At 46.7% G+C, this 25911-nt stretch carries 19 protein-coding genes; 12 read left to right on the top strand and 7 right to left on the bottom strand.

The genetic code is table 11. From position 1 onward, the window contains the following. The first annotated feature begins 98 nt into the window (after positions 1 to 98). Together MHB71_RS20365 and MHB71_RS20360 are read left to right on the top strand one after the other, a co-directional pair. Complete coding sequence (locus tag MHB71_RS20365; RefSeq protein ID WP_340027454.1) at positions 99 to 1451, top strand: amino acid permease; 1353 nt, start codon at positions 99 to 101, stop codon at positions 1449 to 1451. Between the two features lie 296 nt (positions 1452 to 1747). Next, a complete protein-coding gene (locus MHB71_RS20360; RefSeq protein WP_340027452.1) occupies positions 1748 to 3502 on the top strand; it encodes a HAMP domain-containing methyl-accepting chemotaxis protein in 1755 nt (584 codons plus the stop codon). A gap of 114 nt (positions 3503 to 3616) precedes the next feature. On the opposite strand, the gene MHB71_RS20355 is transcribed toward MHB71_RS20360, so the two are convergent. Continuing rightward, positions 3617 to 4528, bottom strand: a complete 912-nt coding sequence (locus MHB71_RS20355; protein ID WP_036606191.1) for a LysR family transcriptional regulator — start codon at positions 4526 to 4528, stop codon at positions 3617 to 3619. A gap of 116 nt (positions 4529 to 4644) precedes the next feature. Between MHB71_RS20355 and MHB71_RS20350 the strand changes: the two genes are divergently transcribed. Next, entirely contained in the window at positions 4645 to 5688 is a 1044-nt protein-coding gene (locus MHB71_RS20350) for a 2,3-butanediol dehydrogenase (protein WP_340027450.1), read from the top strand. 133 nt (positions 5689 to 5821) lie between these two features. Here MHB71_RS20350 and MHB71_RS20345 read toward each other — a convergent pair whose 3' ends face one another. Further along, positions 5822 to 6334, bottom strand: coding sequence for a GNAT family N-acetyltransferase (locus tag MHB71_RS20345; protein WP_340027448.1), 513 nt, complete (start codon positions 6332 to 6334; stop codon positions 5822 to 5824). 129 nt (positions 6335 to 6463) lie between these two features. Beyond that, positions 6464 to 7228, bottom strand: coding sequence for an AraC family transcriptional regulator (locus tag MHB71_RS20340; RefSeq protein ID WP_156946146.1), 765 nt, complete (start codon positions 7226 to 7228; stop codon positions 6464 to 6466). A 182-nt stretch (positions 7229 to 7410) separates the two neighbouring features. Here MHB71_RS20340 and MHB71_RS20335 point away from each other — a divergent pair, with 182 nt between their 5' ends. From MHB71_RS20335 to MHB71_RS20320, 4 genes are all read left to right on the top strand, one after another. Next, complete coding sequence (locus tag MHB71_RS20335; RefSeq protein ID WP_340027447.1) at positions 7411 to 9732, top strand: beta-L-arabinofuranosidase domain-containing protein; 2322 nt, start codon at positions 7411 to 7413, stop codon at positions 9730 to 9732. Positions 9733 to 10490: 758 nt separating this feature from the next. Beyond that, positions 10491 to 11219: a hypothetical protein gene (locus tag MHB71_RS20330; RefSeq protein WP_321163459.1), complete on the top strand. Its 729-nt coding sequence runs from the start codon at positions 10491 to 10493 to the stop codon at positions 11217 to 11219. Between the two features lie 15 nt (positions 11220 to 11234). Beyond that, positions 11235 to 12923 carry a VWA domain-containing protein gene (locus tag MHB71_RS20325; protein ID WP_340027446.1) on the top strand — a complete coding sequence of 563 codons (1689 nt, stop codon included), beginning with the start codon at positions 11235 to 11237 and terminating at the stop codon, positions 12921 to 12923. A 236-nt stretch (positions 12924 to 13159) separates the two neighbouring features. After that, positions 13160 to 14299 (top strand): toxic anion resistance protein, encoded by a 1140-nt coding sequence (locus MHB71_RS20320; protein WP_105405611.1) that lies wholly within the window; start codon positions 13160 to 13162, stop codon positions 14297 to 14299. A 120-nt stretch (positions 14300 to 14419) separates the two neighbouring features. On the opposite strand, the gene MHB71_RS20315 is transcribed toward MHB71_RS20320, so the two are convergent. Both MHB71_RS20315 and MHB71_RS20310 read right to left on the bottom strand, forming a co-directional pair. Then, the gene (locus MHB71_RS20315; protein ID WP_340027445.1) at positions 14420 to 14971 is read right to left on the bottom strand and encodes a hypothetical protein; all 552 of its coding nucleotides are present in this window, start codon (positions 14969 to 14971) and stop codon (positions 14420 to 14422) included. A gap of 145 nt (positions 14972 to 15116) precedes the next feature. Further along, entirely contained in the window at positions 15117 to 15710 is a 594-nt protein-coding gene (locus tag MHB71_RS20310; RefSeq protein ID WP_340027444.1) for a TetR/AcrR family transcriptional regulator, read from the bottom strand. Positions 15711 to 15902: 192 nt separating this feature from the next. Between MHB71_RS20310 and MHB71_RS20305 the strand changes: the two genes are divergently transcribed. Beyond that, complete coding sequence (locus MHB71_RS20305) at positions 15903 to 16661, top strand: SDR family oxidoreductase (RefSeq protein WP_340027443.1); 759 nt, start codon at positions 15903 to 15905, stop codon at positions 16659 to 16661. A gap of 173 nt (positions 16662 to 16834) precedes the next feature. Here the strand turns inward: MHB71_RS20305 and MHB71_RS20300 are convergent, their stop codons facing one another. Further along, positions 16835 to 17869: a LacI family DNA-binding transcriptional regulator gene (locus tag MHB71_RS20300; protein ID WP_036672606.1), complete on the bottom strand. Its 1035-nt coding sequence runs from the start codon at positions 17867 to 17869 to the stop codon at positions 16835 to 16837. Between the two features lie 446 nt (positions 17870 to 18315). Between MHB71_RS20300 and MHB71_RS20295 the strand changes: the two genes are divergently transcribed. From MHB71_RS20295 to MHB71_RS20280, 4 genes are all read left to right on the top strand, one after another. Next, a complete protein-coding gene (locus MHB71_RS20295) occupies positions 18316 to 19602 on the top strand; it encodes a maltose ABC transporter substrate-binding protein (RefSeq protein ID WP_278296679.1) in 1287 nt (428 codons plus the stop codon). A 236-nt stretch (positions 19603 to 19838) separates the two neighbouring features. Then, positions 19839 to 21194 (top strand): ABC transporter permease subunit, encoded by a 1356-nt coding sequence (locus tag MHB71_RS20290; protein WP_340027442.1) that lies wholly within the window; start codon positions 19839 to 19841, stop codon positions 21192 to 21194. After that, the gene (locus MHB71_RS20285; RefSeq protein WP_036672604.1) at positions 21191 to 22027 is read left to right on the top strand and encodes a sugar ABC transporter permease; all 837 of its coding nucleotides are present in this window, start codon (positions 21191 to 21193) and stop codon (positions 22025 to 22027) included. Before MHB71_RS20290 ends, MHB71_RS20285 begins: the two co-directional genes overlap by 4 nt. A 147-nt stretch (positions 22028 to 22174) precedes the next feature. After that, positions 22175 to 23461, top strand: coding sequence for an MFS transporter (locus tag MHB71_RS20280; RefSeq protein ID WP_340027441.1), 1287 nt, complete (start codon positions 22175 to 22177; stop codon positions 23459 to 23461). Between the two features lie 155 nt (positions 23462 to 23616). Here the strand turns inward: MHB71_RS20280 and MHB71_RS20275 are convergent, their stop codons facing one another. After that, the gene (locus MHB71_RS20275; protein ID WP_338707850.1) at positions 23617 to 25773 is read right to left on the bottom strand and encodes an alpha-amylase family glycosyl hydrolase; all 2157 of its coding nucleotides are present in this window, start codon (positions 25771 to 25773) and stop codon (positions 23617 to 23619) included. Positions 25774 to 25911 lie beyond the last annotated feature (138 nt).

The following is a 25911-nucleotide window of genomic DNA, read 5'->3' as shown; positions in this document are numbered from 1 at the left end:
AACTTCTGGGCTGATTGATGGACAATAGGGTATACTGGACATTATGTCTATGAAATATGACAGCATTACAGACGTTTTTTACATCAGGAGGACTTGAATTGGCTCAGACAGAAGGAACACTACAGAAGAAGCTTAAACCAAGACACATCAGTTTTATGGCTATGGGTGGTGTCATTGGAACGGGAATTTTCAAAGGCAGTGCAGAGACGATTGGACTCGCGGGTCCGGGCGTTATTGTCACATACATTTTTGCCGGATTATTGCTGCTGGTTGTTATGGCCGCGATGGCGGAGATGGCTACGGTGTACAAGAACAAAAATATGAAAGACTTCGTGCAGGAGGCATTTGGTAGCAGAGTATCCTTTGTTATGGGATGGATGTACTGCTTTCTATGGTTATCGGTGTGTGTCATTGAGGTGATTGCCGCCGGGAGCTTTTTGCAGTATTGGTTCAGTGAAGTACCGCTGTGGATGCTGAGTCTGGCATGTGCGGCGTTCATTATACTGGTTAATCTGTTAAGTGTAGGTGTGTTCGGGGAATTTGAGTTTTGGCTGGCTGGAATCAAAATTGCCATGATCATTATTTTTATCTTCCTGGGTGCAGGATTGATCTTTGGCATTATCCCAAGTGACAACACCCCTTATCTGCAAAATTATACGCAAGCAGGTGGGTTCTTCCCGAACGGATGGTCATCGATCTTCTCGGCACTGCTTGTGGTCATGTTCTCTTATGGGGGATCGGAGCTGATTGGTCTGACCCTGACCGAGACGGAAAATGCAGAAAAAGTTATGCCCAAAATCGTGGGCAATTTCATGCTCAGAATTATTCTGTTCTTCACCTTGCCGATTCTCATCATCTGTGGTCTCATTCCATGGAATGAGATCGGGCCGGAGAGCAGTCCATTTGTACAGGTGCTTGCCTCCACGGGACTGCCGGGAGCAGCACACATAATGAACTTCATTTTGGTGACGGCCGTTCTATCTGCTGCGAATTCAGGGATCTATGGTGCATCCCGGATGATGCACTCCATGGCAGTGGGCGGGGAAGCTCCGAAGGCATTGTCAAAGACCAATCGCAATGGTAGCCCTGTTAACACACTTCTGGTGTGCTCAGTGGTTTTGCTCGGAGGTTCCTTGCTTGGCCTGTTCGCGCAGGATCAACTGTTCCGCGTATTGCTCGCAGTTCCGGGGTTTGTCGTAATCCTTGTGTGGATCTGTATTGCCTCATCACAGTTGAAACTGCGGAAGAGATATCCGGTTCAACCGACCTTCAAAGTTTGGGGATTCCCTTATATAACCGGAGTTGTTGTACTATGTCTTAGTGTAATTGCGGTGATGTTTGTGTTTGATGAAGGTAATCGGTTCAGCATTAGCATCTGTCTTGCCGTGCTCGCGTTGCTGATTATCTGGTCCCTAATTCGATTCAGAAGGACGAATGGACGAACAGTTTAGTATTTTTACATTCAAATGTAGAACACATCAACATCTCGGCGCTTGAGCCGGGATGTTTTTTTCTATCATTTTTCACTGCAAAGAACCTAAACAAATCCTCCAAAATTATGCCTAGATGCAGCTCCAATGAACAAAGCTACCACGGCCATGATAGCGTTTTTATGTAAACCCAATATTTTCTTGCCTAATTCGACATATTCGTTTACTATTTTCCCATACATAGTGCTTCAAGCATGCGTTTTTTGGGTAGCGCCTAGTCAAAAAGGCTTGGGTTCACGGGAGAGGAAGAGGAGCGGATGATTGGTTTTTTTAGAAAACGTTTGGTTGTGCGCATTGTTGCAGTAGTTACACTGGTCATTACGATTATAGCCGTTGGTAGCATGCTGTTACAGGTGGCCAATATGAAACTAGCTGCGCAGGAGGCCATTTCGAGTTACAACATCCAGATTGCTCAGAGTTATGTGAATCAGCTGGATACAGCATCTTATGCCGAGTTTGCCAAGGACCCCAAGGAGAATGACGAATTCTTGAAGATTCGTGATGAACTGGATGACTTTCGCGTAAGCATTGGTGCAATGTATGTGTATTTCGTCAAAATAGATGACAAAGGTACGCCACTTATTATGGTGGATGGCATGAAGGATGTAAATAAAGCCTCGCCGATTAATGAAGTTACGGATGTCCCTCAGGAGGCTGTGCAGAAGCTGTTGCAGGGGCAAACAGCCAGTTCTTCGATCATTAACAATGAGGAGTATGGCGACTATATTTCCTCATACGCTCCCATGCTGGATAGTAACGGCGCTGTAACAGGTGTAATTGGGATCGATACGGCGGTATCGGTGATCGGAAGCATTGAGTCAGATATAATGAAATCGAGTATTCCGTTCTATGCCTTGTTGCTACTAATTACACTTATAGGCATTGCTGTTGTCACGTGGTTTATCGTAAGAGGACTGCGGCCACTTCAACCGCTGAAGGCGAGTGTGGAAAAAATGGCACAGGGTGAGCTTGCAGAAGCGAACCAAATTTTGACGTCGTATCGTTTGCGCAGCCAAGATGAGATTGGAACCACATATCAAGCGATGATACATATGTCCGGTAACTTGAATAAGATTGTGAGTAACATGGTTGAAGGCGTAGCAGTAACCACAGATATTTTATCGGAATCAACGAAGGAATTTAATCGCAGTACCGAAGAGATGCTTGAGATGGGCAAGACGGTTGATCAATCTGTCGAACAGATTAGGCAGGGTGCACATACGCAGAAGCAGGGTGCAAGCGATAGCGCGCATGCGATGGAAGAGATCGCAAAAGGCATAACGGATATATCCGAATCCTCGATGGTTGTATCGGATGCGGCATCAAGTGCGCTTTCTACGGCGGAGTCCGGTAAACAGAGCATGACACTGATGAAAACACAGATGGAGAGCATCTCAAATGTCTCAAGTGAAGTTGTAGCGATGGTTCAGGTGCTGAACAACTACTCCCAGGAAATTGGTGGTGCCCTGCACACGGTTCGTGACTTTGCGAGTCAGACGAAGCTACTTGCGCTTAATGCATCCATAGAGGCAGCACATGCAGGAGAACACGGCAAAGGTTTTGCGGTTGTGGCGGATGAAGTTCGGAAGCTTGCTGAGGCCTCAAGCACATCCATGGAACGGATCTCCGACTTGCTGCTTCGTATTCAACAAGAATCACAGCAGATTGGCTCACAGATGGGGGTTACTGCAACCGAGATTGGACAAGGGGTTACAATTACTGCAGAAGCGGAGCAAGCTTTCGCTCATGTCGTTGACGCGTTCCAACTGGTAACCAGTCGCATTCAGGAAGTCTCCGCTGCGGCAGAGGAAATCTCGGCAGGTTCGGAAGAGGCAGCAGCCTCCGTCAATACGATCTCGCAGATCTCAGCCGGGGTGTCGGATCATTCGGATGAAATCTATCGCTTAATGCGTGAACAGTCGGCCATGTTCAACAGGGTGGCGCAGACCTCCACAATGTTGGAGCAGCAGACGAACGAGATGAGTGAAGCCGTACGAAAAGTTAAAGTATAGTTTGAGTAAGGTGTAGTAATAGTAACGCAAGAGATAGTCAGAAAAGTGTTCCGCTTTTGGAGAAGTTGGTGTTCATCCCAAACTTCCTTCAAAGGGTGGAGCACTTTTTTAGATTTAAACTTTTAAATGATCCAGCTCTATCGCCTGTCTGAAGCGTTGGGCGAATCGTTCTGCAGCTACGGCGGACTCCTTGGACTCCGTCTGCACGAAGCCAATCTGCATTTTCGGTTGATCGATTCCAGCGATCTCTACCATCTTCACCAGACCTTCTTTCCATAAGGGATTTTGGTGAAAGGAAAAGTCGTGACCAATCGTGGCGGCAATATCGTTTCTTAACACCATGTTGATCGCTTCTGAATTATTTGTTTTGAACAGAATGGACAGAGGTCCATGATCATAAGTGAATTCCTTGATGAAGTCTTCGATGAAACCATCTCGATAGAGTGCCAGCTTGTGTTCTTTTAATTGATCCGGTGTAACACGGCTGTGCTTGGCAAGTTCAGACAGGTGATGAGTACCAACTACCAGCTTGCCCGAATACATGGGACTGAAGTGAAGTCCATCGAATTCCCGCAATTGTTTGGCATAGATCGCGATAAAGCCCAGATGGGTTTTGTTGTTGCGAATATCTTCAATAATTTCCATGGACCCTTTCTCTTCAATGGAGATATTAAGTTGCGGGTGCTCACGCTTCATATCCGCAGCAGACTGGACAAGATAGGGCATAACACTTGGAAAAGTAGCCACATGAAGCTCTCCGCTAAGAGAGGAGGCTTCTGCGTTCAGGGATTTCAATTCATCAATCCGCTGCAAAATGTCCAGTGCCTTGGCAATGAATTGTTTGCCTTCGGGAGTGGGATGAGTTCCCTGCCGCGAGCGTTCGAACAGGATGATACCCAATTCTTTCTCCAGACGATGAACCGATTGGCTGATCGCCGATTGTGTGACATGTAGATGCTCCGAGGCGGCTGAGAATGATTTCGTTTTCGCAATTTCAACGACATATTCGAGCTGTTCCAGATTCATGATTTCATCTCCGTTTAGCATTAATACAACTAATGTTAACATTAGTATCTATAAATATGAATAATACATGAACAGCGATATAATATATAGACAATCATACAAAGGGGATGAACTTCATGAAAGCAGCAGTATGGTACGGCCATAAAGACGTTCGTGTAGAAGAACGAGAAGTTCCGGTCGCTCAAGCGGGTCAAGTCAAAATCAAAGTGGAATATGCAGGGATCTGCGGCAGTGACTTGCATGCCTATCATCATGGTGTGGGAATTCAAGAAGGCGAGAATCATCCGCTCTCAGGACAGAAAGCACCGTTGACATTAGGTCATGAATTTGCAGGAACCGTGAGTGAATTGGGAAGTAATGTAAGCGGTATCAGTGTAGGGGATCGAGTTGTGGTAGAGCCGTTGTACCATTGCGGAAAATGTGAGTACTGTATCCAGGGGCGTTACAACCAGTGTACTCAATTTGGATTCGTTGGACTGAATGGTGACGGTGGTTTTGCGGAGTATGTTGTTGTTGAAGCATACATGGTTCATCCCATACCGGATAACGTATCTTTCGAAGAAGGTGCGCTCGTAGAGCCTACGGCAGTAGCCTTTCACGCGGTTCGTCACAGCAAGTTGAAAGTGGGGAACAAGGTAGCCGTATACGGAGCTGGCCCAATTGGATTATTGACCATTCTGTCTGCCAAAGCTGCAGGAGCCTCTGAAATCTATGCAGTCGATGTATTTGAGGAACGTCTGGACCTGGCAGCCAAACTGGGAGCGGTTCCGGTGAACAGTGCCAAAGTCAATGCAACAGAGGTGATCTTGCAACAATCGGGCGGCATTGATGTAGCTTATGAAGCAGCAGGTGTGCAACCAACGATGGATAGTGCCATTGCGGTTGTCAAAAAAGGTGGAGAAGTTGTTGTCATCGCAGCGATTCCCAATCCGCTTCAAGTGAACTTCTTCGATCTTCTGGTCAAAGAAGCGAATCTAACGGCAACGCTGGCATATCGCCACATTTTCCCTGAAGTGATTTCATTAATTGCTGAAGGGTCGCTCGATGTGAAACAGGTCATCACCAAGAAAATCAAACTGGACGATATCGTGCAGGAAGGGCTTGAGCTGTTAATGAGCGACAAGAGCCATGCGAAAATTTTGATGGAGATTGGCGGCTAAAAAATCAATAGCGATGTATCATTTCAAATGGTGATTGATCATTTATAAATGTAAAACAGACCGTCATGAAGATGATCGGTCTGTTCTACATTTCATTCTCTGCTCCCTGATCCCGTGTTGCTGTTAACCTCCACTAGGAATCATAACGGTAACAGATCGCCTTGCCCCCGTCACTCTCGGAGCTGAATTCCTTATCCTCTGTAAATCCAAAACGCTCATATAACCGGATGGCATTGACCATCTGACCGCCGGTATATAAATACACCGTATTTTTGCCCATTTCTTTGGCAGAATCTACGCATTGCTGGAGCAATACTCTGGCAATCCCGTGACCTCTCCATTTTGGATCAACACCCAACAGCCGAATAAACGGATAATCGATTGGCAATTCAAAGTTTGGATAAGCCTTGCGTGCTGTTTCGAATAATTGGACTGTACCGACAATCTGATCATCAATCTTTGCGATCCATAATTGTGTCAGGTACGGATTAACCACAGACTCTCGAATATCTTTTAGGTAGGCTTCCCAGCGTTCATTTTGCTCAAAAGTCTCCCGATACTCGGCATAACTTGCAATAAGGATATCTACAATCTCTGGATGGTCTGCTTCTGTGGCAGGGTGAATCGTAACGGCAGCCGTTGTCATCTTATAATTCCTCTTCTCTTATGGGTTAAGTATGGAATATAGTTTTCTTGCATTTTACCATAACGGATTCAATCCGATTCATTCAAATTTTCTATAGGTAACTCAGTCATTTCTATTGATCAAAGCATATCAGCGATTGAGCTGTGTGGAATACAGATGATTGCGATACTCGGTTGGCGTATTGCCTTCGTATTGTTTGAACATGCGCAGGAACAGCTTGTAGTCGGAGAAGCCGCACTGTCCGGCAATTTCTTTTACACTGGCATTGGTGTTGAGCAACAATTGTTTTGCCCGGCGAATACGTTCTGTGAGGATATAGGTTTTGAGCCCGGTACCTTTCTCGCGTTTCACCATTTTGGAGATATAGTCTTTATTAAAATTAAAATTTTCTGCAATCTGACTCACCGTGATGTTTGTATGCAGATGAATATCGACCCACTTGCAGATATGGTCCACAATCGCATTGTGCGGGCGATAATCCGCCTCTATATTGCGCTCCAGCTCCTTGAACAACAGTAACAAAGCAGCGTCGGCTTCTTCTGGTGAGAAGGATGACACATGCAACAACTGCTTGAATAACTGATTGGCCATGGAAGGCACCTGAATGGTGGCATGTGTCCTAAACTGGTTGAATTCTGCCGAAATGGCATCATAGTGAACCCAGTAAAAGCTGACGGGTGTGTCGCTAATCTGGTAGCCGTAATGGGTGCGACCGGCGCGCAGAAACAACAGGTCGTTGGCACGAACTACATATTGTTCCTCTTCCTCCGCGATGTACATCTCACCTTCCAGCATCAAAATGATCTCATGCACAGGCATGCTGCGTCTCATGTGGCTCCAGTTGCCTTCGGATATGAACTTGCCGCACAGGTAATGTTCCAGTGGCTTTTGCATAGGACGGATTTATCCACCTTTTCTTGGATTATGAGTCTGATGTAATTGTATTTTATTTGATAGTATGGGGATATTCAAGCTCTACAGTAGATTGATGAGTATTAGTCATATGGAACAGAACACGGATTTTACCCCTTAAGAATGAATGGATATCTATTACATCCCGAGAAGGAGTGAGTGTCATGATTGATACAAAAAAAGGATTTCTGGGACCGGAACATGTAGATCTGTTAAATGGTGTGTTTCAAACATCACAAGAGGTGGGGGAGCGTTACCTGTTATCGCTGGATATTGATCGATTCCTGGCCCCATGCTTCGAAGCGCATGGTTTACCTGCCCGAAAAGAGCGCTACGCGGGTTGGGAGGCACGTACCATCAGCGGACATTCTCTCGGACATTATCTGTCTGCCCTGGCTGTGACGTATCAGGCAACCGGGAATATCACGTTAAAAGAAAGACTGGATTATGCGGTCACCGAACTGGCGAGAATCCAGCAGACCACGGGGAGCGGATATATCGGTGGTTTGTCCGAAGAACCTTTCCACATGGCTTTTCGAGCAGAGAATATCGGTGGATTCAATATCGGTGAATACTGGGTTCCCTGGTACAGTGTGCACAAAATCTATCGCGGCCTGATTGATGCGTATAAACTGACTGGCAACGGACAGGCACTTGAGGTGGTTACTCGATTTGCAGACTGGGCGGTCGAAGGATTGCTCCCGATGACAGAAGAACAGATGCAGACGATGCTTCAAAGTGAACACGGGGGCATGAATGAAGTATTTGCACATTTGTATGGAATCACAGGCAAAGCCTTATATCTTGAGATCGCTGACAAGTTCACTCATCATTTGATCCTGAGACCCTTGGAGCACAAGCAGGATGATCTTCAAGGCAAACACGCCAATACCCAGATTCCCAAAGTGATCGGTGCAGCCGAAATCTACAATCAGGACCATACCCATGAGAGTTATCGGACAGCGGCAGAGTTTTTCTGGAACACCACGGTGCATCATCGTTCTTACGTATTTGGTGCGACGAGCATTTCGGAGCATTACGAAGCAAAGGGTATGGAGAGTCTGGGGATCAAAACAGGAGAGAGCTGTTGTACTCACAACATGTTACATCTAACGAAGCAACTCTTCGCCTGGAATCATGATAGCGCCTACATGGACTATTATGAAAACGCCATCTACAATCACATCCTTGGCACGCAGGACCCCGATACAGGGAACAAAACGTATTTTGCATCAACGCTGCAAGGCCACTACAAAATCTATGGTACTCATGATACCGCTTGGTGGTGCTGCACAGGATCAGGCATGGAGAACCCGGGCAAATATACCGAGGCGATCTATTTTGAGGATGAACAGGACCTGTACGTCAACCTGTATATCGCTTCCCACTTGGACTGGACGTCACAGGGATTATCCCTGAAGCTCGAAACCGACTTTCCTTATTCGGAAAAGGTAACCCTGACGATCACCGGAGGCAACGCCTCGGCTCATCTAAGATTACGCGTGCCCTCATGGCTGCAAGAGCCAATGACGGCAACAGTTAACAGGGATACGGAACATCCGTATACACAGATGGAACCCGGTTATCTTTCCATCGACCGCACATGGACAGCGGGCGATGTCATCACCATCACACTGCCGATGTCACTCCGCCAGTACACTGCCCGGGATGATTCCCACAAAGTGGCATTCCTGTACGGCCCGATAGTACTCGCTGGTGCACTAGGAAACGAGGGTCTTCCGGAGGATACGATTGTGGATGAAACAGCTCTAAATCCCAAGACTGCACCTGTGCCTGTGATCTGGACGGAGCAGGATGATGTACGAGAGTGGATCAAGGTTGTGGATGCAGACACGTTAACATTTGAACTTAGCAAAGATGTTACTTCCACAGGCGAAGCCGTGAAGCTCATTCCGTTCTATGATGTGCATCACGAATTTTATACCGTGTACTGGCCGTTTAACGATGAAGGAGATGCGCTGGAGAAAGAGTTGAACGATATCACGATCGACAGGGTTCAGGCTGACGGTCAGCAGGATGAGATTGGACATCAACTGGATAGCAACTGCCGTGGGGAGCACCACAACGGTTCAACCACAGATGGCCGTAAGAAGTTGCATATGTGGCGAGAAGCTTTTGGCGTCAGTGGGGCTTACTTCAGTTACCAACTGGCAGTGGATCGTGAGGCAACCAATTATCTATGTGTGGCCTATTGGGGCGGAGATCATTCCGCGTTTAAACGGGAAGGTAAGTTATATGACAGACAATTCGCCATTACCGTGGATGGAACACTCATCGGTGAGCAGCGAATTCATATGAACAAGATTGGCGAAGTGTTCTATGTGACCTACGATATTCCTGAGGCCGTAACATCAGGTAAAGACAGCGTTAAGGTAATGTTCCAGGCGAAGGGCGACAATGGATGTTCCGGGAAAGTTGTAGAGGTACGCACCACGCGAAGTAAACCGGAATCCATCTTTTCATAATAAGGGGAATTATATGAAAAGGCGCAAACACAATGGTTTAATATAAGCAATATAAGGACTGGATTACACATGGGATAAGCATGGGGAATGTGGCCTGTCTACTACACGGTGTGCAATAAGGCAGTTGTTTTCTAAATTCTAACGAACCGTACACGTCTTATATGGGCAATATTGATGTGGTGGAAAATGTAACGAATCTCAGCGATGCTATTTCATTCGAAATAAGCGATAAACAACGTCTTTTCGCCTAAAACGGGAACATAACGTGTCTCAGGTTCGTTACATTTTCAGAAGAGCTGGAATGTACCTAATAACGTCACCTCAGTTCGTTAGATGTAGAACACGGCATCAAAATTTTAATAAGAACACGAAAAATAATGAACCAACGTAAAAGGGACGAAAGCGGATGATCTCCGATTCGTCCTTTTTGCATTACTCTTTTTTCAGACAAGTCTTATATAAAAAATGACACGCATAGCTATTTTCCACGTATTACCTGATAACATTTCTTCTCCACAATCTGCTGTCTCGTAAAACTCACTTTTTATGGATTGACCACAAAATTTCCTGCCAAGTTCCACGTTGTCCCTGAAAATATGAAATGGGATAAGCCCAAACCACGTATATTATGAGTATTCAAATATCCAATCATATCCACCTGAGAGCGTTAACATCATGTACAATAAGAATAAGTTGAACAGGAAAATTACGACATGAAGCACCAATATATAACATGAAAGGAGGTCGGATGATTGAACATGATCAAGTACATAAAATTGTTGGGATTAATCCTCGGTATTGTGGCTGTGAATGTTCTCGCATTCTCACCCGGCTTTATCGGGCTGAATTTCGAGGAGGGTGCATTCACAACTGCGCTATCCGTTACCCTTCTGTTCGGCAGTGCAATGGCACTCTTGTATGGAAGTTACACCTCGCTGTTCAGACAACCGGTAGTCCTGCCCGTGAAGCATATTGAAACGCATGAAGATTATGTGGAAGCACTATCTTTTTATAGACGCATTAAAGTTCTCGAAGAAGATATTACGCTGGGGCTGTCCCAACTTAGTCGAATGAAAAAGAAAAAAGAAACCCTCCTGAACGTGCTTCATCAGCGGTTTGATCCAGGAGAACTGAGCTACAAGAAATTTGCTTCGGTCACACTGGAAGTGGAGAAGCTGTTGTACCTGAACATCCGCAGTGTGCTGAACCGGTTGAATGTATTTGATGAAGCTGACTATGCCAACATGATGAAATCCAAATCCGAAAGCATTCCCCAGAAGCTTTTTCAGGAAAAAACCAAGGTATACAACGATTATCTGTCTTATGTGAAAAATGCATTACACACCAATGAGGAAATTTTGCTCAAGCTCGATCAGTTGTTACTCGAGATTTCACGCCTCGACAGCTTTGAAGCCGGAGATATTGAACAGATGCCTTGTATGCAGGAGATCGATCAGTTAATCAAGCACACCAAATTATACAGATAGTGAGGGGTTGCTCGTATGGCCAAGAAGGGAAAGTTTTTTTTCATATCGATTGTAATGCTGGTACTCGTATTTGGTCTGGTCTATGCAGGGATTACACTGACGTCGAACTTTGGCAAGTCAACCACACAGGTGAGCACAGAGAATGCAGGTAAGGAACTGGGGAAACTGTACGCGGACATTGCGCCAGCGACGGCGGAACCGGTCAAAGGACAGATTGATCTCGACCCGGTCGATGTGGCAGAATCACTGCCGGATATCTCCAAATTTGCTATTGCCGTAGAGAATACAACAAATGATTACGTCGAAATCTTCTCTTCCACGGAGAAGTCGGGCAGCGGTGTAGACGGCTGGTTAACCGAAGTGGGCGAGGAGTTCAACAAAGCAAACATTACCGTTGGTGGGAAACAGGTATCGGTCAAAATCCGCAACATTGCCTCCGGTACGGCTACCGATTATATCAAGTCTGGTAAGTATATGCCGGATGCATTCACACCTTCCAATGAACTGTGGGGCGAGATGGTTGAGGCCAGTGGAGTGAAGACAGAGATGGTATCCGAGCGACTGGTCGGGAATGTTCCTGGTATTGTCATCTCCAAAGCCAAATATGATGCACTGGTTGATACGTATGGCTCCGTTAATGTAAAAACCGTGACAGAAGCCATTGCGAACAATGAACTCGCGATGGGATATACCGATCCATTTGCCAGCTCCACAGGGCTGAATTTCCTGGTGACTGCACTGAATACGTATGACAGCGCCAACCCGCTTGGCGAGAAGGCTATTGAAGGGTTCGAAAAATTCCAGACGAATGTACCGTTTACAGCGTCAACAACGATTCAGATGCGGGAAGCTGCCAAGTCAGGCAGACTGGATGCCTTTGTACTCGAATACCAGACGTATGTGAATACCGCTGATCTGAAGAGTGGATACGTCTTTACACCATTTGGTGTGAGACATGATAGCCCGCTGTATGCATTGGGACAATTGCCCCAGAACAAACAAGACATTATCCAGAAGTTTGCGGAATTCGTAACCCAGGCGAAGTACCAACAATCGGCGGAGGAGTTCGGTTTCAATGGGTTGCAGGATTACAAATCCGAGCTGGCCACTGTGGATGGCGGCACGTTGCTGTCTGCACAGAAAGTATGGAAAGAGAAGAAGAACGGCAGTAAACCAATTGCCGCCGTGTTCGTGACAGACGTGTCCGGAAGCATGGACGGCGAACCGCTTAACCGACTGAAGGAGTCCCTGCGCAAAGGTCAGAAGTACCTGGGCACAGACAACAGTATTGGCTTGGTTTCTTACTCCAGCGGCGTAACCGTGAATCTGCCGATTGCCAAGTATGATACGAACCAGCAGTCCATGTTTGTCGGAACAGTTGATAGTCTGCAAGCTGGCGGTGGTACGGCGACCTTTGACGGGATCGTGGTGGCGATGAAGATGCTTGAAGATTATATGGCTGCTGATCCAAACGTGAAGCCGTTGATCTTTGTCCTGAGTGATGGCGAGACCAACGAAGGTCATACCCTGAAGGATATTCGTGATCTGGTCGAGACGTATAAAGTGCCAATCTATACGATTGGATACAACGCGGACATCAAGGCTTTGGAGAGCATCTCCAGCATTAACGAGGCTGCAAGCATTAATGCCGATACCGACGATGTCGTGTACAAGATTGGAAACCTGTTTAACGTACAGATGTAAATTTATAACACGAAGACGTAGAGTGCAGAACCGATCTGAAGAAGCGTAGCGGTCGCCTAAAAGCTTTCTGAAAGAAAGCTGCTTCGGAAGCATACGCTATCACCAGATTTCAACCGATTAATGAGGAAAATGAAGAAATCTGGGGATAACAGCGATCGGAGGATGGTACTGCAATCGGAGTCACTCGCGTGGAATATCAATCATTTTACAGCACGTATTTAAAGGGGGAACTGTAGATGTCATTTTCAATGGAAATACCGAGCCAGAAGGAAATTCAGAAGGTGATCGAAGAAGAGGTGAAACCCGTGCCCGCCGAGGTCGCGGAGCTTCAACAAGTGGCAAATGCCAACGTAGAGATGATTATGACACTGGACCTCGAATCCCTGGAGAAGCGCAAAGAGATTTTGCAATCCATAGACGGTTTTGGCATGAACACGATGAGATCCTCTTCCGAGAAAAACGCCTTGCTTCAAGTCTCCGTTGGACATCTGTCCAAGACGGGAGACGAGGGCGGTCAGGTCGCCAAAGGTTTGACCGAGTTGCATATGCAACTGAAGGATCTCGACCCAAGCGTGGTCGACTTTGCCAAGACCGGTTTCCTCGGGAAATTGTTCAATCCGCTGCGCGCCTATTTCCTGAAATACCAGAAGGCTGATGCAGTCATTGCTGACATCGTAACCTCTTTGGATAAAGGCAGATCTACCCTGCGTAACGATAATACAACGCTGGAGATTGAACAGCAGAACCTGCGGGAACTCACCAAACGACTGCAAAAGGAGATTCAGCTTGGCGTGCTTATGGATGAGTCCATCGATGGCCAGATCGAAGCGGCCAAGGTCCGCAATGAAGACCCTGAAAAAGTCCGGTTTATTACGGAAGAAGTGCTGTTTCCGCTCCGTCAGCGGGTCATGGATCTTCAACAAATGCTGGTCGTGAATCAGCAGGGCATCATGGCGATTGAAGTGGTGATTCGCAACAACAAGGAACTGATCCGAGGCGTAGACCGTGCGAAGAATGTAACGATCTCGGCATTGAAAATTGCCGTTACAGTAGCAAGCGCTTTGTATAATCAGAAGATTGTATTGCAGAAAATTGAGTTGCTGAACCAGACAACCAACGATCTGATCGCCGGAACATCCAAGATGCTCAAGGATCAGGGGATTGCCATCCAGAAGCAGGCATATGAAGCCAGCATCTCCGTGGATACGATGAAACAGGCGTTTACCGATGTGCTGTCAGCACTCGATTCGATCAGTCTTTATAAGCAGGAAGCTCTGCCAAGAATGCGTGAGACGATTAACCAGTTCCGTGAACTTGCGGATACCGGAGAGCAGCAGATTCAGCGGTTGGAGAAAGGGCAGAAGCTGGGCCTGTGATAAGGAGAGAGAGAAATAAATACCTATTTGATTGTCCTCTTTATTTATAATTAGAAAAAGCGACCGTTCCTCATTAAACATGAGGAACGGTCGCTTTTTGGGCTTCTATGAAGATAGGTACTAACTGTCATACCCCAAGCTTCTTGCATAGGCGTATAACTGTTGTTCGCATTGATCCATTAGAACACTAGCGGTGTTTACTTTGGCATTACCTTGTTTTAGTAACGTGTAATTCACTTTGTTCTTGGATACTGCCTTTTGGTACAACAGGTATCCTTCGAGCTGAGTGTAACTTGCCTTAACAAATGTAGCGTGGATTTTCTTGATTTGCGGGTTGGTAGGCTTGATTTGTTTTGCCTTGGATACCAATTTTGTATAATTGGGGATCACCGTATTCGTAAGTTTAAGATACATGGACTTGCGATTGGTTGAAGTTACCTGGGTGTCGATGCTTTCCAAAGCTGTGAAGGCTTTGGCCTCATAAGTTTCAAGAGCAAATAACTGATTAGTGTACTCTTTAAATTCTGCATAACTCTGATCCAAATCTGAATATGTAGAGGTTGCTACTTTGGCTGTATCAGCAGAAGCGGCTGGAGAAAGAAGCATCCCACCAAGCAAAACAAAACTGGTAATCAATGATATAATCCACGACTTCTTCAAATGTAATGTCATCCTCCTTTTGTTATATTCCATTGGATAACCTAACATATCATTACCAGAAATTACAGGAATACATTTACATAATTTTAGTGGTAAAGCTTTCTTAAAATTCCTCTCAATCAACCTACTCTAGGGAAGTAAAACGATTCAAAAAATCTCAGTTTTTTAACACGACATTATCCGGCTTGTAATGGATGATCTTGAACAACTCCTCGGCCATGTAGGCGGGGCTGTGCTTGAAATCCTGTCTGATCCACTCCATGATCATGCCAAATATCGCATGAGATTGGTAACTTGCCAATATTTCATGGTTGATGTGCGGAGGGAAGATATGGTTCAGATCCTGTAAAGCGAGATCCCGAAGGACATCACAGATCATACGCTGGAAGTTGGAGGAGGCCTCAGATTTCACAACCAGTGTGTAGAATTGTGCGTGCTGGTGTACATGCTCAAATATAGTGATAGCCGAAGAGGGCATCAGATTGACTTCGAACTTTTCCTCATCCTGATAAGGTTTGCGGAAAGAAGTTACCAGATCCTGAATCACATCATCGATAATTTCGTTGAACAGGTCTTCTTTGTACTGATAATGCCTGTAGAAAGTTCCCCGATTCAGGTCGGCTCGCTGCACAATATCCGTAATTGATATTTCTTTAAAGGGATGTTTTTGCATCAAATGGATGAGTGCATCCTTCAGTGCAACTTTTGATTTTTTAATTCTTCGGTCCATCGAATTCGGAGTTTCAGACATCTATTTTCCTCCTCGCGAGTTCACTTTATTAATTAAAGTACATTTGGGCTTATTAGTGTTGTTTAACGTACAACTGGACAAGCTTTTACTGATTGAAGTGAAACGCTATGACTTATTATACTAAGGATAGGAGTTAATGAACATTTGTTTGTTAACTTATTGTAAACGAATACACAAAGGAGGATACATGGAATGAAACTTCAAGATAAAGTTGCAGTTGTTACAGGTGCTGGTTCAGGTATGGGGAAAGCAATTGCCACGTTGTATGCTCAAGAAGGCGCGAAAGTCGTTGTATCGGATATTAACGAAGAATCCGCACAAGCGGTAGTGAATGATATTAAAGCTCAGGGTGGAGAAGCGATTGTCGTTCTGGCCAATGTAGCTAAAGAAGATGATGTGCAAAATCTGATCGATACGACGGTGAGCACATACGGTACAGTAGATATTCTGGTTAACAATGCGGGCATTATGGATGGCATGGAGCCGGCAGCAGATGTAACGGATGAGAAGTGGGAGAGATTGTTTGCTGTGAACACAACCAGTGTGATGCGGACAACACGTAAAGTATTGCCGATTTTCCTGGAAAAACAAAAAGGTGTTATCGTGAACATTGCTTCGGCAGGTGGATTGCACGGTGGACGTGCGGGAGCAGCTTATACGGCGTCCAAACATGCGGTCGTGGGCTTCACCAAAAATACAGGGTATATGTATGCTGAGCAAGGCATTCGCTGTAATGCGATCGCTCCAGGCGCTGTGGCAACCAATATCAGCACATCCATGACCGGTATTAGTCATTTCGGTGCAGGGCGGCAACAGCTTGGGATGGCAATCAACCCACGCATCGGGACAAGCGAAGAGATTGCCAAAGTGGCTTTGTTCCTTGGATCTGACGAGTCCAGCTTCGTGAACGGAACTGTCGTTACAGCAGATGCTGGCTGGAGTTCGTATTAATCCATTCAAGCACAGTCGAGCATGGAGTACGGAAATAGTGTGTGAATTAAGGAAGCCGCATGAGTATATGCGGCTTCCTTTTTTTGCACCTATGCACCTACGTACGGTGGATAACAGCATCATATTCCGTGTAGGACAAACGTTTGCATTACTACACGGAAACCCGAAATGAATCAATCTGAGGGTGGCCTTGGTTTGGAAAAGAGTGAGGATTCACGCACGATCAGACGATGGGGGATAATGACCGGATTATGAAGCTGTGGTTCCCCACTAAGAATTTTTAACAATACCTGAACGGCTGTATAACCAAGCTGATAAGTCCCGATGTCGATAGAGCTTAGGGGTGGAGAAGCCAGTTCCGATAATGCAATATTGTTAAAACTGACCACACTGATATCTTCAGGCACCAGATAATGAAGCTCGGCAAGAGCTCTCAATACCCCAAAGGCCACGTTGTCATCGATGACAACAATTGCGGTGGGTCTGTCCGGCAAGGACATGAACAGCGACATCGCTCTGAATCCACTTTCCTGCAGAAATTCGCCTTCCACAATCCAATCACTATCCGCATCCAGCCCGGCTTGGGCAAGCGCTTTTTGGTATCCTAACATACGATCATGCGATAACGTAATGTCCGGAGGACCGCTGACAAATCCGATTCGAGTATGTCCCTGAGCGATTAGATGATGAGTCGCATCATAAGCGGTCTGCACATTATCGTTATCCACCATGGGGGCATTTGGATGAGCTTCACTGCGACCGATTAACACAAAAGGAAACTTTTCCGCTTCCAAAAATGAAATGATGGGATCGTCTCGCTTGGACCCAAGCAGCAAAATACCATCAACTCTACGGCCATGCACAAGGCGGGATATCGCATGCAATTCATTGTCTGATGATGTTTCGGTTGTTAGCAGCAATTCATAATTCATACGGGTGGCATGTGTAATAATACCTCGGAGCAGTTCCCCGAAAAAGTAATTTTGAAACAACTCTTCTGCAGGACGCGGAAGCATAATCCCAAGGGTATGTGTTGTTTTGGAAACCAGGCTTTTCGCGATGATGTTGGGATGGTAGTTCAATTCTTTCATAATTTGCTTCACTTTGAGAGACGTTTTGGTGCTGATTCTAGGATGGTTGGAAATCACCCGTGACACTGTAGAAGGGGAAACACCCGCCAATTTGGCAATATCCTTGATCGTAATCATGTAAAAAAATCCCTTCTGAACAATCGTATAAATATTCTCCTATGGTAATCCAAAGGATACGAGAAATCAATTGCTAACTGCCGAGTAAGGGATGCACGTGAAGTGAAATTAAGGAAGAAAGAGTCAGAACAAGGAAACAGGAAATTACTGTAGGTAGAAGAAGGAAATTGGTTAAAATTGAGCAAATATGGCTTGTGCAAACGTTTGTGCAAATAAAGATCGTTATTGTATGATGTGATTGTTATTGTAGCGCTTACATCAGTGGATTTACATACTTCTTGACTTGTTTACCCCTACATATTGAACGGAGAGGTCATCTTGTCTCCCATTTGAGCAAACGTTTGTACAAAATGGAATATGGGATGCAAAACCTGACAACATACGCAGACAAAAGGGTGAAAAGCGCGAACTTTGTTGGACCAAGCAGAGGGAAGGGGACATTTTACATGAGAAAATGGCAAGGGGCAACATTGTCCGTCATGATGGCTTTTACACTGGCTGCGTGCGGGGCTGGAGGCGGAAGTCCATCTCCAACTACGGCAGGTGAGAATCCGGAGGAAGTTGTAGAGCTGACAGCCGAGAACCTTCAACCGGAAGAAGGGGCAACGCTGGTGATCTGGGAGGATAAAAATCAAAGCAGCTTTATTGAGCAAAGAGCCAAAAAATTCGAAGAAAAATATGGGGTAACGGTCAAAATGGAGGAATTACCTCCAACCGATCAGGTAACCAAGCTGACGACGGATGGCCCAGCGGGTCTGGCGGCAGATGTGGTTGTTTTCCCGCATGATAAGATTGGTAGCGCTTCAGAGGCGGGACTTATTCTGCCCAATGACATATTCGAAGCAGAGACCGCGGAGAACACCAGCGACAACGCACTGAAGGCAGTAACGTTCAAGGATATCCTGTACGGCTATCCGTACAGCGTGGAGACCTACGCCCTTTTCTATAACAAGGCACTCTATCCAGAAGCTCCGAAAAACTTTGATGAGATTATCAGTTTCGCCAAGACGTTCAATAATGTGAAGTCCAATCAGTATGCGCTGATGTGGGAATTGCAGCAATTTTACTATAACTATGCTTTCTTGGCGTCACAGGGCGGCTATATTTTTGGGGATAACGGGATGGATAGCGCAGATCTCGGTCTGAATAACGAAGGTGCGCAGAAGGGTGGACAGTTCTTACAGACGCTGAAGTCGGAAGTGCTGCCGCTTAAGATGGGTGACGTGAACTATGATATCAAAAAAGGATTATTCTCCAGCGGCAAGCTGGCTATGGACATTAACGGTCCGTGGACCATTGCCGATTATCGCAATGCAGGTATTGATTTTGGCGTTGCTCCGCTTCCGGCAATCGATGGTAAACCGATGACCTCCTTCTCAGGTGTTAAAGCCTATTATGTGAATGCATTTACACAATACCCGAATGCGTCGAAGCTCTTGGCAGCGTTCCTTTCCAATGAAGAAGCTCAGATGGAGAACTTTGACCTGAACGGTACACTTCCTGCGAACAAAAACGTAGCTGCTGATCCGAAGTTGCAGGAGGACCCGATCAATAAGGCGTTTTTGGAACAGTTCAACAACTCAACACCGATGCCTTCGCTTCCTGCCATGGACAGCGTATGGGGACCAATCACTTCGGCCATTACGGATATATGGGATACCGATAAGGACGTGAAGGCATCGCTGGACAATGCTGTGAAACAGATCCAGGAAAGCCTTGCCACCGTCCAATAAGGACGAACGACGAGTGCGAAGATATGCATAATTGAACTTCATATTTACACCAAAACGTAGAGGACAGAAGAAAGCTGAAGAAGTGAAACTAAAAACTTTCTGAAAGAAAGCTACTTCGGAAGCATAGGCTCGCCTTTATCACCCATCGGAAGCTTGTTCTGTCATCGGAGTGGTCAGTGTAAGTACACTTTTGTTCAATGTATACAGGTTAGCAATAGGCAGGGAGGAGAGAGCGAATGCAACAGCAGCATGTCCCGGTGCCTGTTGGACCGAACAGGGAAAGACAGCACCGGATGACAGCGGCCATATGTTCCATCATACTGCAAGGTCTTGGACAGCTGTACAATCGACAATGGATTAAGGGAATTTGTCTACTGTTACTGGAGGGAGCGGGGCTTGCGTACCTGCTTCCTCGCCTGTCACAGGCCGTATGGGGCATATGGACACTGGGGGAAAATACACAGCGTTTTGTCAAAGTGAATGGGTCCACCGTACTTCAAAGGGGAGACCATTCCATCTTTTTGCTGCTTGATGGCATTATCGTACTGCTGGTGTTTTTTGTGTTTATTCTGATCTACATCCTGAATATCCGGGATGCGTACGTCACGGGACTCGGGAGGGAGGAAGGCAAGCAGACCTTGGGTGCAGCGGCATCGCTTCGGAACATGATGGACAAAAACTTTCCGTATCTGTTTCTGTCCATTCCGGCACTGGGGATACTCTTCTTCACCGTTATGCCCATCCTGTTTACGATCACGATCGCGTTTACCAACTATTCGGCCCCGGATCATATTCCGCCAGCCAAACTCGTGGACTGGGTGGGCTTCAAGACGTTCAGTGATCTGATTCAGCTCAAATCCTGGAGCCAGACATTTTACGGCGTGCTCACTTGGACGGTCATCTGGGCCATTCTGGCTACAGTCACCACCTATTTTGGCGGCGTGTTAGTAGCACTGTTAATTGAACAGCGGGGCATACGTTTCAAAAAGCTGTGGCGGACCATCTTCATTCTGCCTTATGCGATCCCACAGATCATCTCCTTGCTGCTCATGCGTAATCTGTTCAATGGTCAGTTTGGTCCGATCAATACGTACTTGAGAGCATTTGGGCTGGAGGGATTACCCTGGCTGACAGATCCGTTCTGGGCTAAGGTCACCGTCATTGTTGTCAACATGTGGATTGGTATTCCGGTCAGTATGGTGCTGATTCTGGGTGTATTGACAGCCATTCCTCGTGATCTCTACGAGGCTGCCGAAGTGGACGGAGCATCTGCGTTTCAAAAATTCAGGATCATTACGATGCCGTTCATTCTTTTTGCCACAACTCCGGTACTTATCATGCAGTTCGCCGGAAACTTCAACAACTTCAATGTCATCTTCCTGCTGACCAACGGGAATCCATTGCGGGGAGACTACCAGTACGCAGGGGCAACGGACCTGCTGGTGACCTGGCTCTACAAGCTCACACTCGACAATAACAAGTTCAACATGGCTTCAGCGGTAGGGATCATTATCTTCCTCATTATCGCTTCATTCTCTATCTGGAACTTCCGCCGCTCCAAATCATTCAAGGAGGAGGACATGATTCAATGAAGACACGTAATAATCCGCTGCGTCTGGCTCTGAGTTATGTGCTGTTGCTAATCATCGCCGTTGTCTCCATCTATCCGGTGCTCTGGATCGTTCTCTCTTCCCTGAGACCCGGCGCGGCATTGTTCAGTGAACGGTTATGGCCGGAAGCATTCACGTTGACCCATTACGGGGAGCTGTTCAATAACCCGTCTTTTATGTACGGCAGATGGTATATGAATACGCTGAAAATTGCCTTTTTCACGATGATCTTCTCCACGTTGATGGTGACACTTGGGATGTATGCCTTGTCCCGTTTCCGCTTCCGTGGACGTAAAACGATTCTCTCCACCATGCTGATTCTCGGCATGTTCCCGAGTTTCATGAGCATGATTGCAATCTATATCATTTTGCTGCAAATTAAATTGCTCGACACCCACGCTGCGCTCATCCTGGTTTATTCATCAGGAGCGGTACTGGGCGGATTTATCGTCAAAGGTTTCTTTGATACGATTCCCCGCAGTCTGGACGAAGCAGCCCGCATGGATGGTGCAAGTCACCTGCGTGTATTCACCAGCATCATCCTGCCTTTATCCAAGCCGATGCTGACTTATGTGGCACTAACCAGTTTCACCGGTGCGTGGATGGATTTTATCTTCGCCCGGCTGGTGCTTCGGACCAAGGAGAACTGGACGCTTGCAGTAGGCATGTGGGATCTGGTCAACCGTTATCAGGACAGTAACTTTACGATGTTTGCTGCGGGGGCGGTACTGATCGCTATTCCAATTACACTGCTGTTTGTTTTCCTGCAACGATTCCTGGTTCAGGGTCTGACGGCAGGAGCTTCGAAAGGGTAATCCTGTGCCATAACAGCATAGTCAGCCGCGATCCCTGCGGCACTCAACCAGGCACTTCCGTGATGTCATGTCTTTGTCGACTGGCAAAGCTGCGGAAGTGCCTGATTCTGTATGGGCTCGAATCATGATTAGGGAGGAACGTGATGTATGGGCATGAACTCGTCCAGTGAGCCCGAGATTATCGGATACCAAGATGGACAAGCTGCATTGCATAATACTAAAGCTCCGCCAACACTTTGGCGTAATGTTACCTTTCGCAGGATATTGTACGGCTACGGCATCTCGGTCTTTGGGGATTGCTTCAGTGGAATTGCGATCAGCCTGTGGGTGTTACAGACCACAGGTAGTGCAAAGAGCATGGCGGCCGTACAGATCTGCAATATGGCTGTCAGTTTTCTGTTTGGATCGGTGGCGGGTACGGTTGCAGACCGATTGGATCGCAGGAAGCTGATGCTTGCCTCGGATGTATTTCGGGGCGTAATGGCTGTACTGATTGCGATTAGCTTGTTCGGCTGGCATGCTCCGTTCCCAGTGGTGCTGCTGTTGCTCTCACTCTCCATGTTTACAAGCCTGTTTCAGGCCCCTGCATTCCACGCCTCTGTAGCAAGTATGGTTGGCAGAGAGCATATTCAACAAGCGACCGGAACCATTCATATGGTGGATAATCTTGCCCGAATCAGCGGACTAGCCGCAGCGGGCGTTGCTGTTGCTGCATTTGGCGGATTCATCGCCATATTAATTACAGGGGCAACTTTCCTGTTGTCCGCAGTCTGTGTGCTGATGGCGGGGCGCTTTCCAGAGGTACAGCGATCCGATAGTCAGCAGACCACGTTTGCTCAGGAGTGGCGCAGTTCGTTTGGCTACATCTATCGGAATCCTTTGATCCGATCCATTGTATTGCTCAATCCGGTGCTGATTTTATTTTTCATGTCGGCGATGATGCTGGTTCAAGTGATGGCGGTCAAGGTGTGGGAGGCTAATCCGGTGCAGTTTGGATTAATTGAGACCTGTATTCCACTCGGATATATGATTGGCTCTGCATTGTTGATTGCTTCGGGGAAACGATTGAAGCGAAGAGGGAGATGGGTGTTTATTGGTCTAATTGTGTTGGGGCCGATATATATTTTTTTATCGAACGTATCCTCACCAATTATGGCGTTACCGTTCATCGTGGGCGGAGGTGCGATGTTCGCGTGCTGTACGATGCTCACCCAGATTATGCTGAGGACAGCCGTTCCGGACGAGCTGCAAGGAAGAGTCTATGGCGTAGTTGGAACAATCACCAGTACAGCGCCTATTCTGGGATTGACGGTTGTCTCCGTATTGGCAGATCAATGGGGGGCAGCTTCTGTGCTGCAAGGCGTGGGCATATTACTGCTGGCGACAGGTATTCTGGCTGCTACAACACTGAAGTCGATCCGAACCTATCAATGACATGTATGATACACCAAAATGAAATGAATTGAACCCACATATAAATTCAACAGAGAGAGGATAGAAGCAATCTAAGCAATCTGGCTAGGTACAGCAAAACCCGGAGCATACGCTGCGTTAGCGTAACTCCGGGTTTAGCTTGTGGACTGGATATTCTATTGCCAGTTTACATTGACTGTGGCTGTACCGCTGGTTGGTGTGGTGAACGTGTGGTTGGAACCACCTTCCCACGTAATGGTTGCACCATTTTTCTTGAAGAATTTGAACTCCAGTTGTTTCCCGGCTGGCACGCTCACATCATAGTACCAAGTTGGGTAGGCGTGGATGACCTGATTGAAAGCAGGGCCGATAGCTGTTGTGCCCGTACTCCAGTTGCCCAGTTCTGCAACATTACCTGTTAGATAGATGTTCTGACCCAGTGTGGTGGAAGCATTGTTAATGACAAATCGTACAGTGACCTGATCACCCGTAAGGATGGTGAAGTTGTTATACGCATTGCTGTTAACACCGTTCGCAGCTACTTTCACAGCATAATTGCCTGCGGCAACCGCTGGGATCGTCACTTTGATCTGCGTATCTTCCCAGGATGTGATCGCAGCACCGGTAACGGCTGTTGTACCGAAGTATACCGTACCTTTGGTGGAGCCAAATCCACGTCCGCTAATGGTAACGACATTACCCGGTTTGCCCATCACCGGACCTACATGTCCGATCGTTGGTGTAGTTTCGCTCGTTGTATACTGCCATACCGCTGTTGCTCCGGCTGCCAGTGTGAAGGAAGAGACGTTGCCATTGGTGGAAGTGATGTTATTACCGTTCAGTGCACCGCCCAGTACATCGGTGTAGTTGCCTGTTGGCAGTGAAGTGCTTAGATTCGCAATGCTTGCTGGTGTGGAGAGATTACGGTTCACCGCAACAACAGCTACACTTTTGCCAAATTTGCGTTCATAAACGTACACATCATTATTGATCCAGCGTTGCTGAGTAGAGCCATAGGCGATTGCTGGATTGGATTTGCGCAGAGGGGCCAGTTTGCTGATCACGTTGAAAGCAGTGGTTGTTTTGGAGAAGGAAGGCATTTTGGCCCGATTATCAGGGTCTCCGTTACCCGTCAGATACTGCTCGGTACCATAATAGATGGCAGGTACGCCGCGTGAAGTCAGCGTGAAAGCCAGCGCTTGTTCAAGACGACGGTTGTTGACGGCACTTGTTTTGAACCGATCCATATCATGGTTGTCGATGAACGTAACTTGGTCATTCACCTGATTGTAATCTGCCGCTGTGCCTGTAATCATCGAATCCAGAGCATACATGTTGGATGTGTTATCCCGGAAGACATCACGTACGGCAGAGTTAAAGCGGAAATCAAGCAGGCTCATCCCGGATTCGTTGGCAAATTCCGTGTTATCCGCATCAGATGCAGCGGAGCCCAGGAACCATTCACCAAAGGTGAATACAGGTTTATGTGCATAGATGGAGGACATCCAGCTCTTTTGCCAGCCGAGAGGCATATGTTTCACCGCATCAACGCGAATACCATCCACGCCCATATCGAGCCATAGCTTGATTGCATCTTTGAAATATTGATCAATAGTACTGTTATTGTGATTCAGGTCAGCGAGGTCATAGAGGTTTTTGTAGATACCATTCTCCAGGGAGGAAAAATCGGAGCCGCCGTTGTGATGGAAATATCCATTTGTATCATTTGTGTATCCGCCAACAAGATTACCGTTGTCGTATAACTTGCCATTCTCCGCAAAGGAGGTATCTGTTTCCATGGCAGGAGACGTATGGTTCGGTGCAAAGTCAATGACGATCTTGATGCCTTTGGCATGAGCGGTGGAAATCAGATTTTGAAAGTCGGCCATCGTTCCGAAATACGGATTGGTCTTCTTGAAATCCCGTGCCCAATAGCCATGATACGCCGTGTTGGTCACGCCGCTGTAGTTGATGGTGGCGAAGATATTTTCGACCGGCTGGGAGATCCATAATGCCGTAACGCCCAGATCGCTGAAATAGTTATCGTTGATTTTGTTGATCAAACCCTGCCAGTCGCCGCCGCAATACAACTTCAGGTTGCTACAAGTGGCATCGTAGGCAGCTCCAGTTGGGTTGTTGGAAGGATTGCCGTCCAGGAAGCGGTCCGTAAAGATCTGATAGATGACGTCTGTACTGAAGTTCTGCTTGTTGGTAACTGCGGTATCGGCATCGGCATAGATCGCTGAAGCAGGCAGATAGGGAAGTGCGCCCCCTGCAAGTAAACTGAGTGTCAGTGTTGTGCTGAGGAGTACACGTTTGGCCATTTGAAACATAGTAATCCACCCTTCTCGTGAATGTAGTAGTTTAGATAAACAACCAACCCGGCTCTTGAATAATAGCGTTTTCAATACAGCGAAGTGTTACGCAGTGGATTGAAGACTTCCCTCCTTTTGACACGCCAACAACCCCGG

The organism is Paenibacillus sp. FSL H7-0940, from assembly GCF_037979415.1.
Lineage (GTDB): Bacteria > Bacillota > Bacilli > Paenibacillales > Paenibacillaceae > Paenibacillus > Paenibacillus amylolyticus.
Note: the sequence above shows the minus strand (reverse complement) of the source record. Positions and strands in the feature narration are given on the sequence as shown.

Bases quoted from the DNA above. Each gene is read 5' to 3' on its own strand.
- MHB71_RS20325 (WP_340027446.1), top strand. From the start codon at position 11,235: ATGGCCAAGAAGGGAAAGTTTTTTTTCATATCGATTGTAATGCTGGTA.
- MHB71_RS20340 (WP_156946146.1), bottom strand. From the start codon at position 7,228: ATGCAAAAGCCACTGGAACATTACCTGTGCGGCAAGTTCATATCCGAA.
- MHB71_RS20275 (WP_338707850.1), bottom strand. From the start codon at position 25,773: ATGTTTCAAATGGCCAAACGTGTACTCCTCAGCACAACACTGACACTC.
- MHB71_RS20345 (WP_340027448.1), bottom strand. From the start codon at position 6,334: ATGACAACGGCTGCCGTTACGATTCACCCTGCCACAGAAGCAGACCAT.
- MHB71_RS20290 (WP_340027442.1), top strand. From the start codon at position 19,839: ATGCAACAGCAGCATGTCCCGGTGCCTGTTGGACCGAACAGGGAAAGA.
- MHB71_RS20310 (WP_340027444.1), bottom strand. From the start codon at position 15,710: ATGTCTGAAACTCCGAATTCGATGGACCGAAGAATTAAAAAATCAAAA.
- MHB71_RS20330 (WP_321163459.1), top strand. From the start codon at position 10,491: ATGATCAAGTACATAAAATTGTTGGGATTAATCCTCGGTATTGTGGCT.
- MHB71_RS20280 (WP_340027441.1), top strand. From the start codon at position 22,175: ATGGGCATGAACTCGTCCAGTGAGCCCGAGATTATCGGATACCAAGAT.
- MHB71_RS20300 (WP_036672606.1), bottom strand. From the start codon at position 17,869: ATGATTACGATCAAGGATATTGCCAAATTGGCGGGTGTTTCCCCTTCT.
- MHB71_RS20355 (WP_036606191.1), bottom strand. From the start codon at position 4,528: ATGAATCTGGAACAGCTCGAATATGTCGTTGAAATTGCGAAAACGAAA.
- MHB71_RS20320 (WP_105405611.1), top strand. From the start codon at position 13,160: ATGTCATTTTCAATGGAAATACCGAGCCAGAAGGAAATTCAGAAGGTG.
- MHB71_RS20350 (WP_340027450.1), top strand. From the start codon at position 4,645: ATGAAAGCAGCAGTATGGTACGGCCATAAAGACGTTCGTGTAGAAGAA.
- MHB71_RS20295 (WP_278296679.1), top strand. From the start codon at position 18,316: ATGAGAAAATGGCAAGGGGCAACATTGTCCGTCATGATGGCTTTTACA.
- MHB71_RS20360 (WP_340027452.1), top strand. From the start codon at position 1,748: ATGATTGGTTTTTTTAGAAAACGTTTGGTTGTGCGCATTGTTGCAGTA.
- MHB71_RS20285 (WP_036672604.1), top strand. From the start codon at position 21,191: ATGAAGACACGTAATAATCCGCTGCGTCTGGCTCTGAGTTATGTGCTG.
- MHB71_RS20305 (WP_340027443.1), top strand. From the start codon at position 15,903: ATGAAACTTCAAGATAAAGTTGCAGTTGTTACAGGTGCTGGTTCAGGT.
- MHB71_RS20335 (WP_340027447.1), top strand. From the start codon at position 7,411: ATGATTGATACAAAAAAAGGATTTCTGGGACCGGAACATGTAGATCTG.
- MHB71_RS20315 (WP_340027445.1), bottom strand. From the start codon at position 14,971: ATGACATTACATTTGAAGAAGTCGTGGATTATATCATTGATTACCAGT.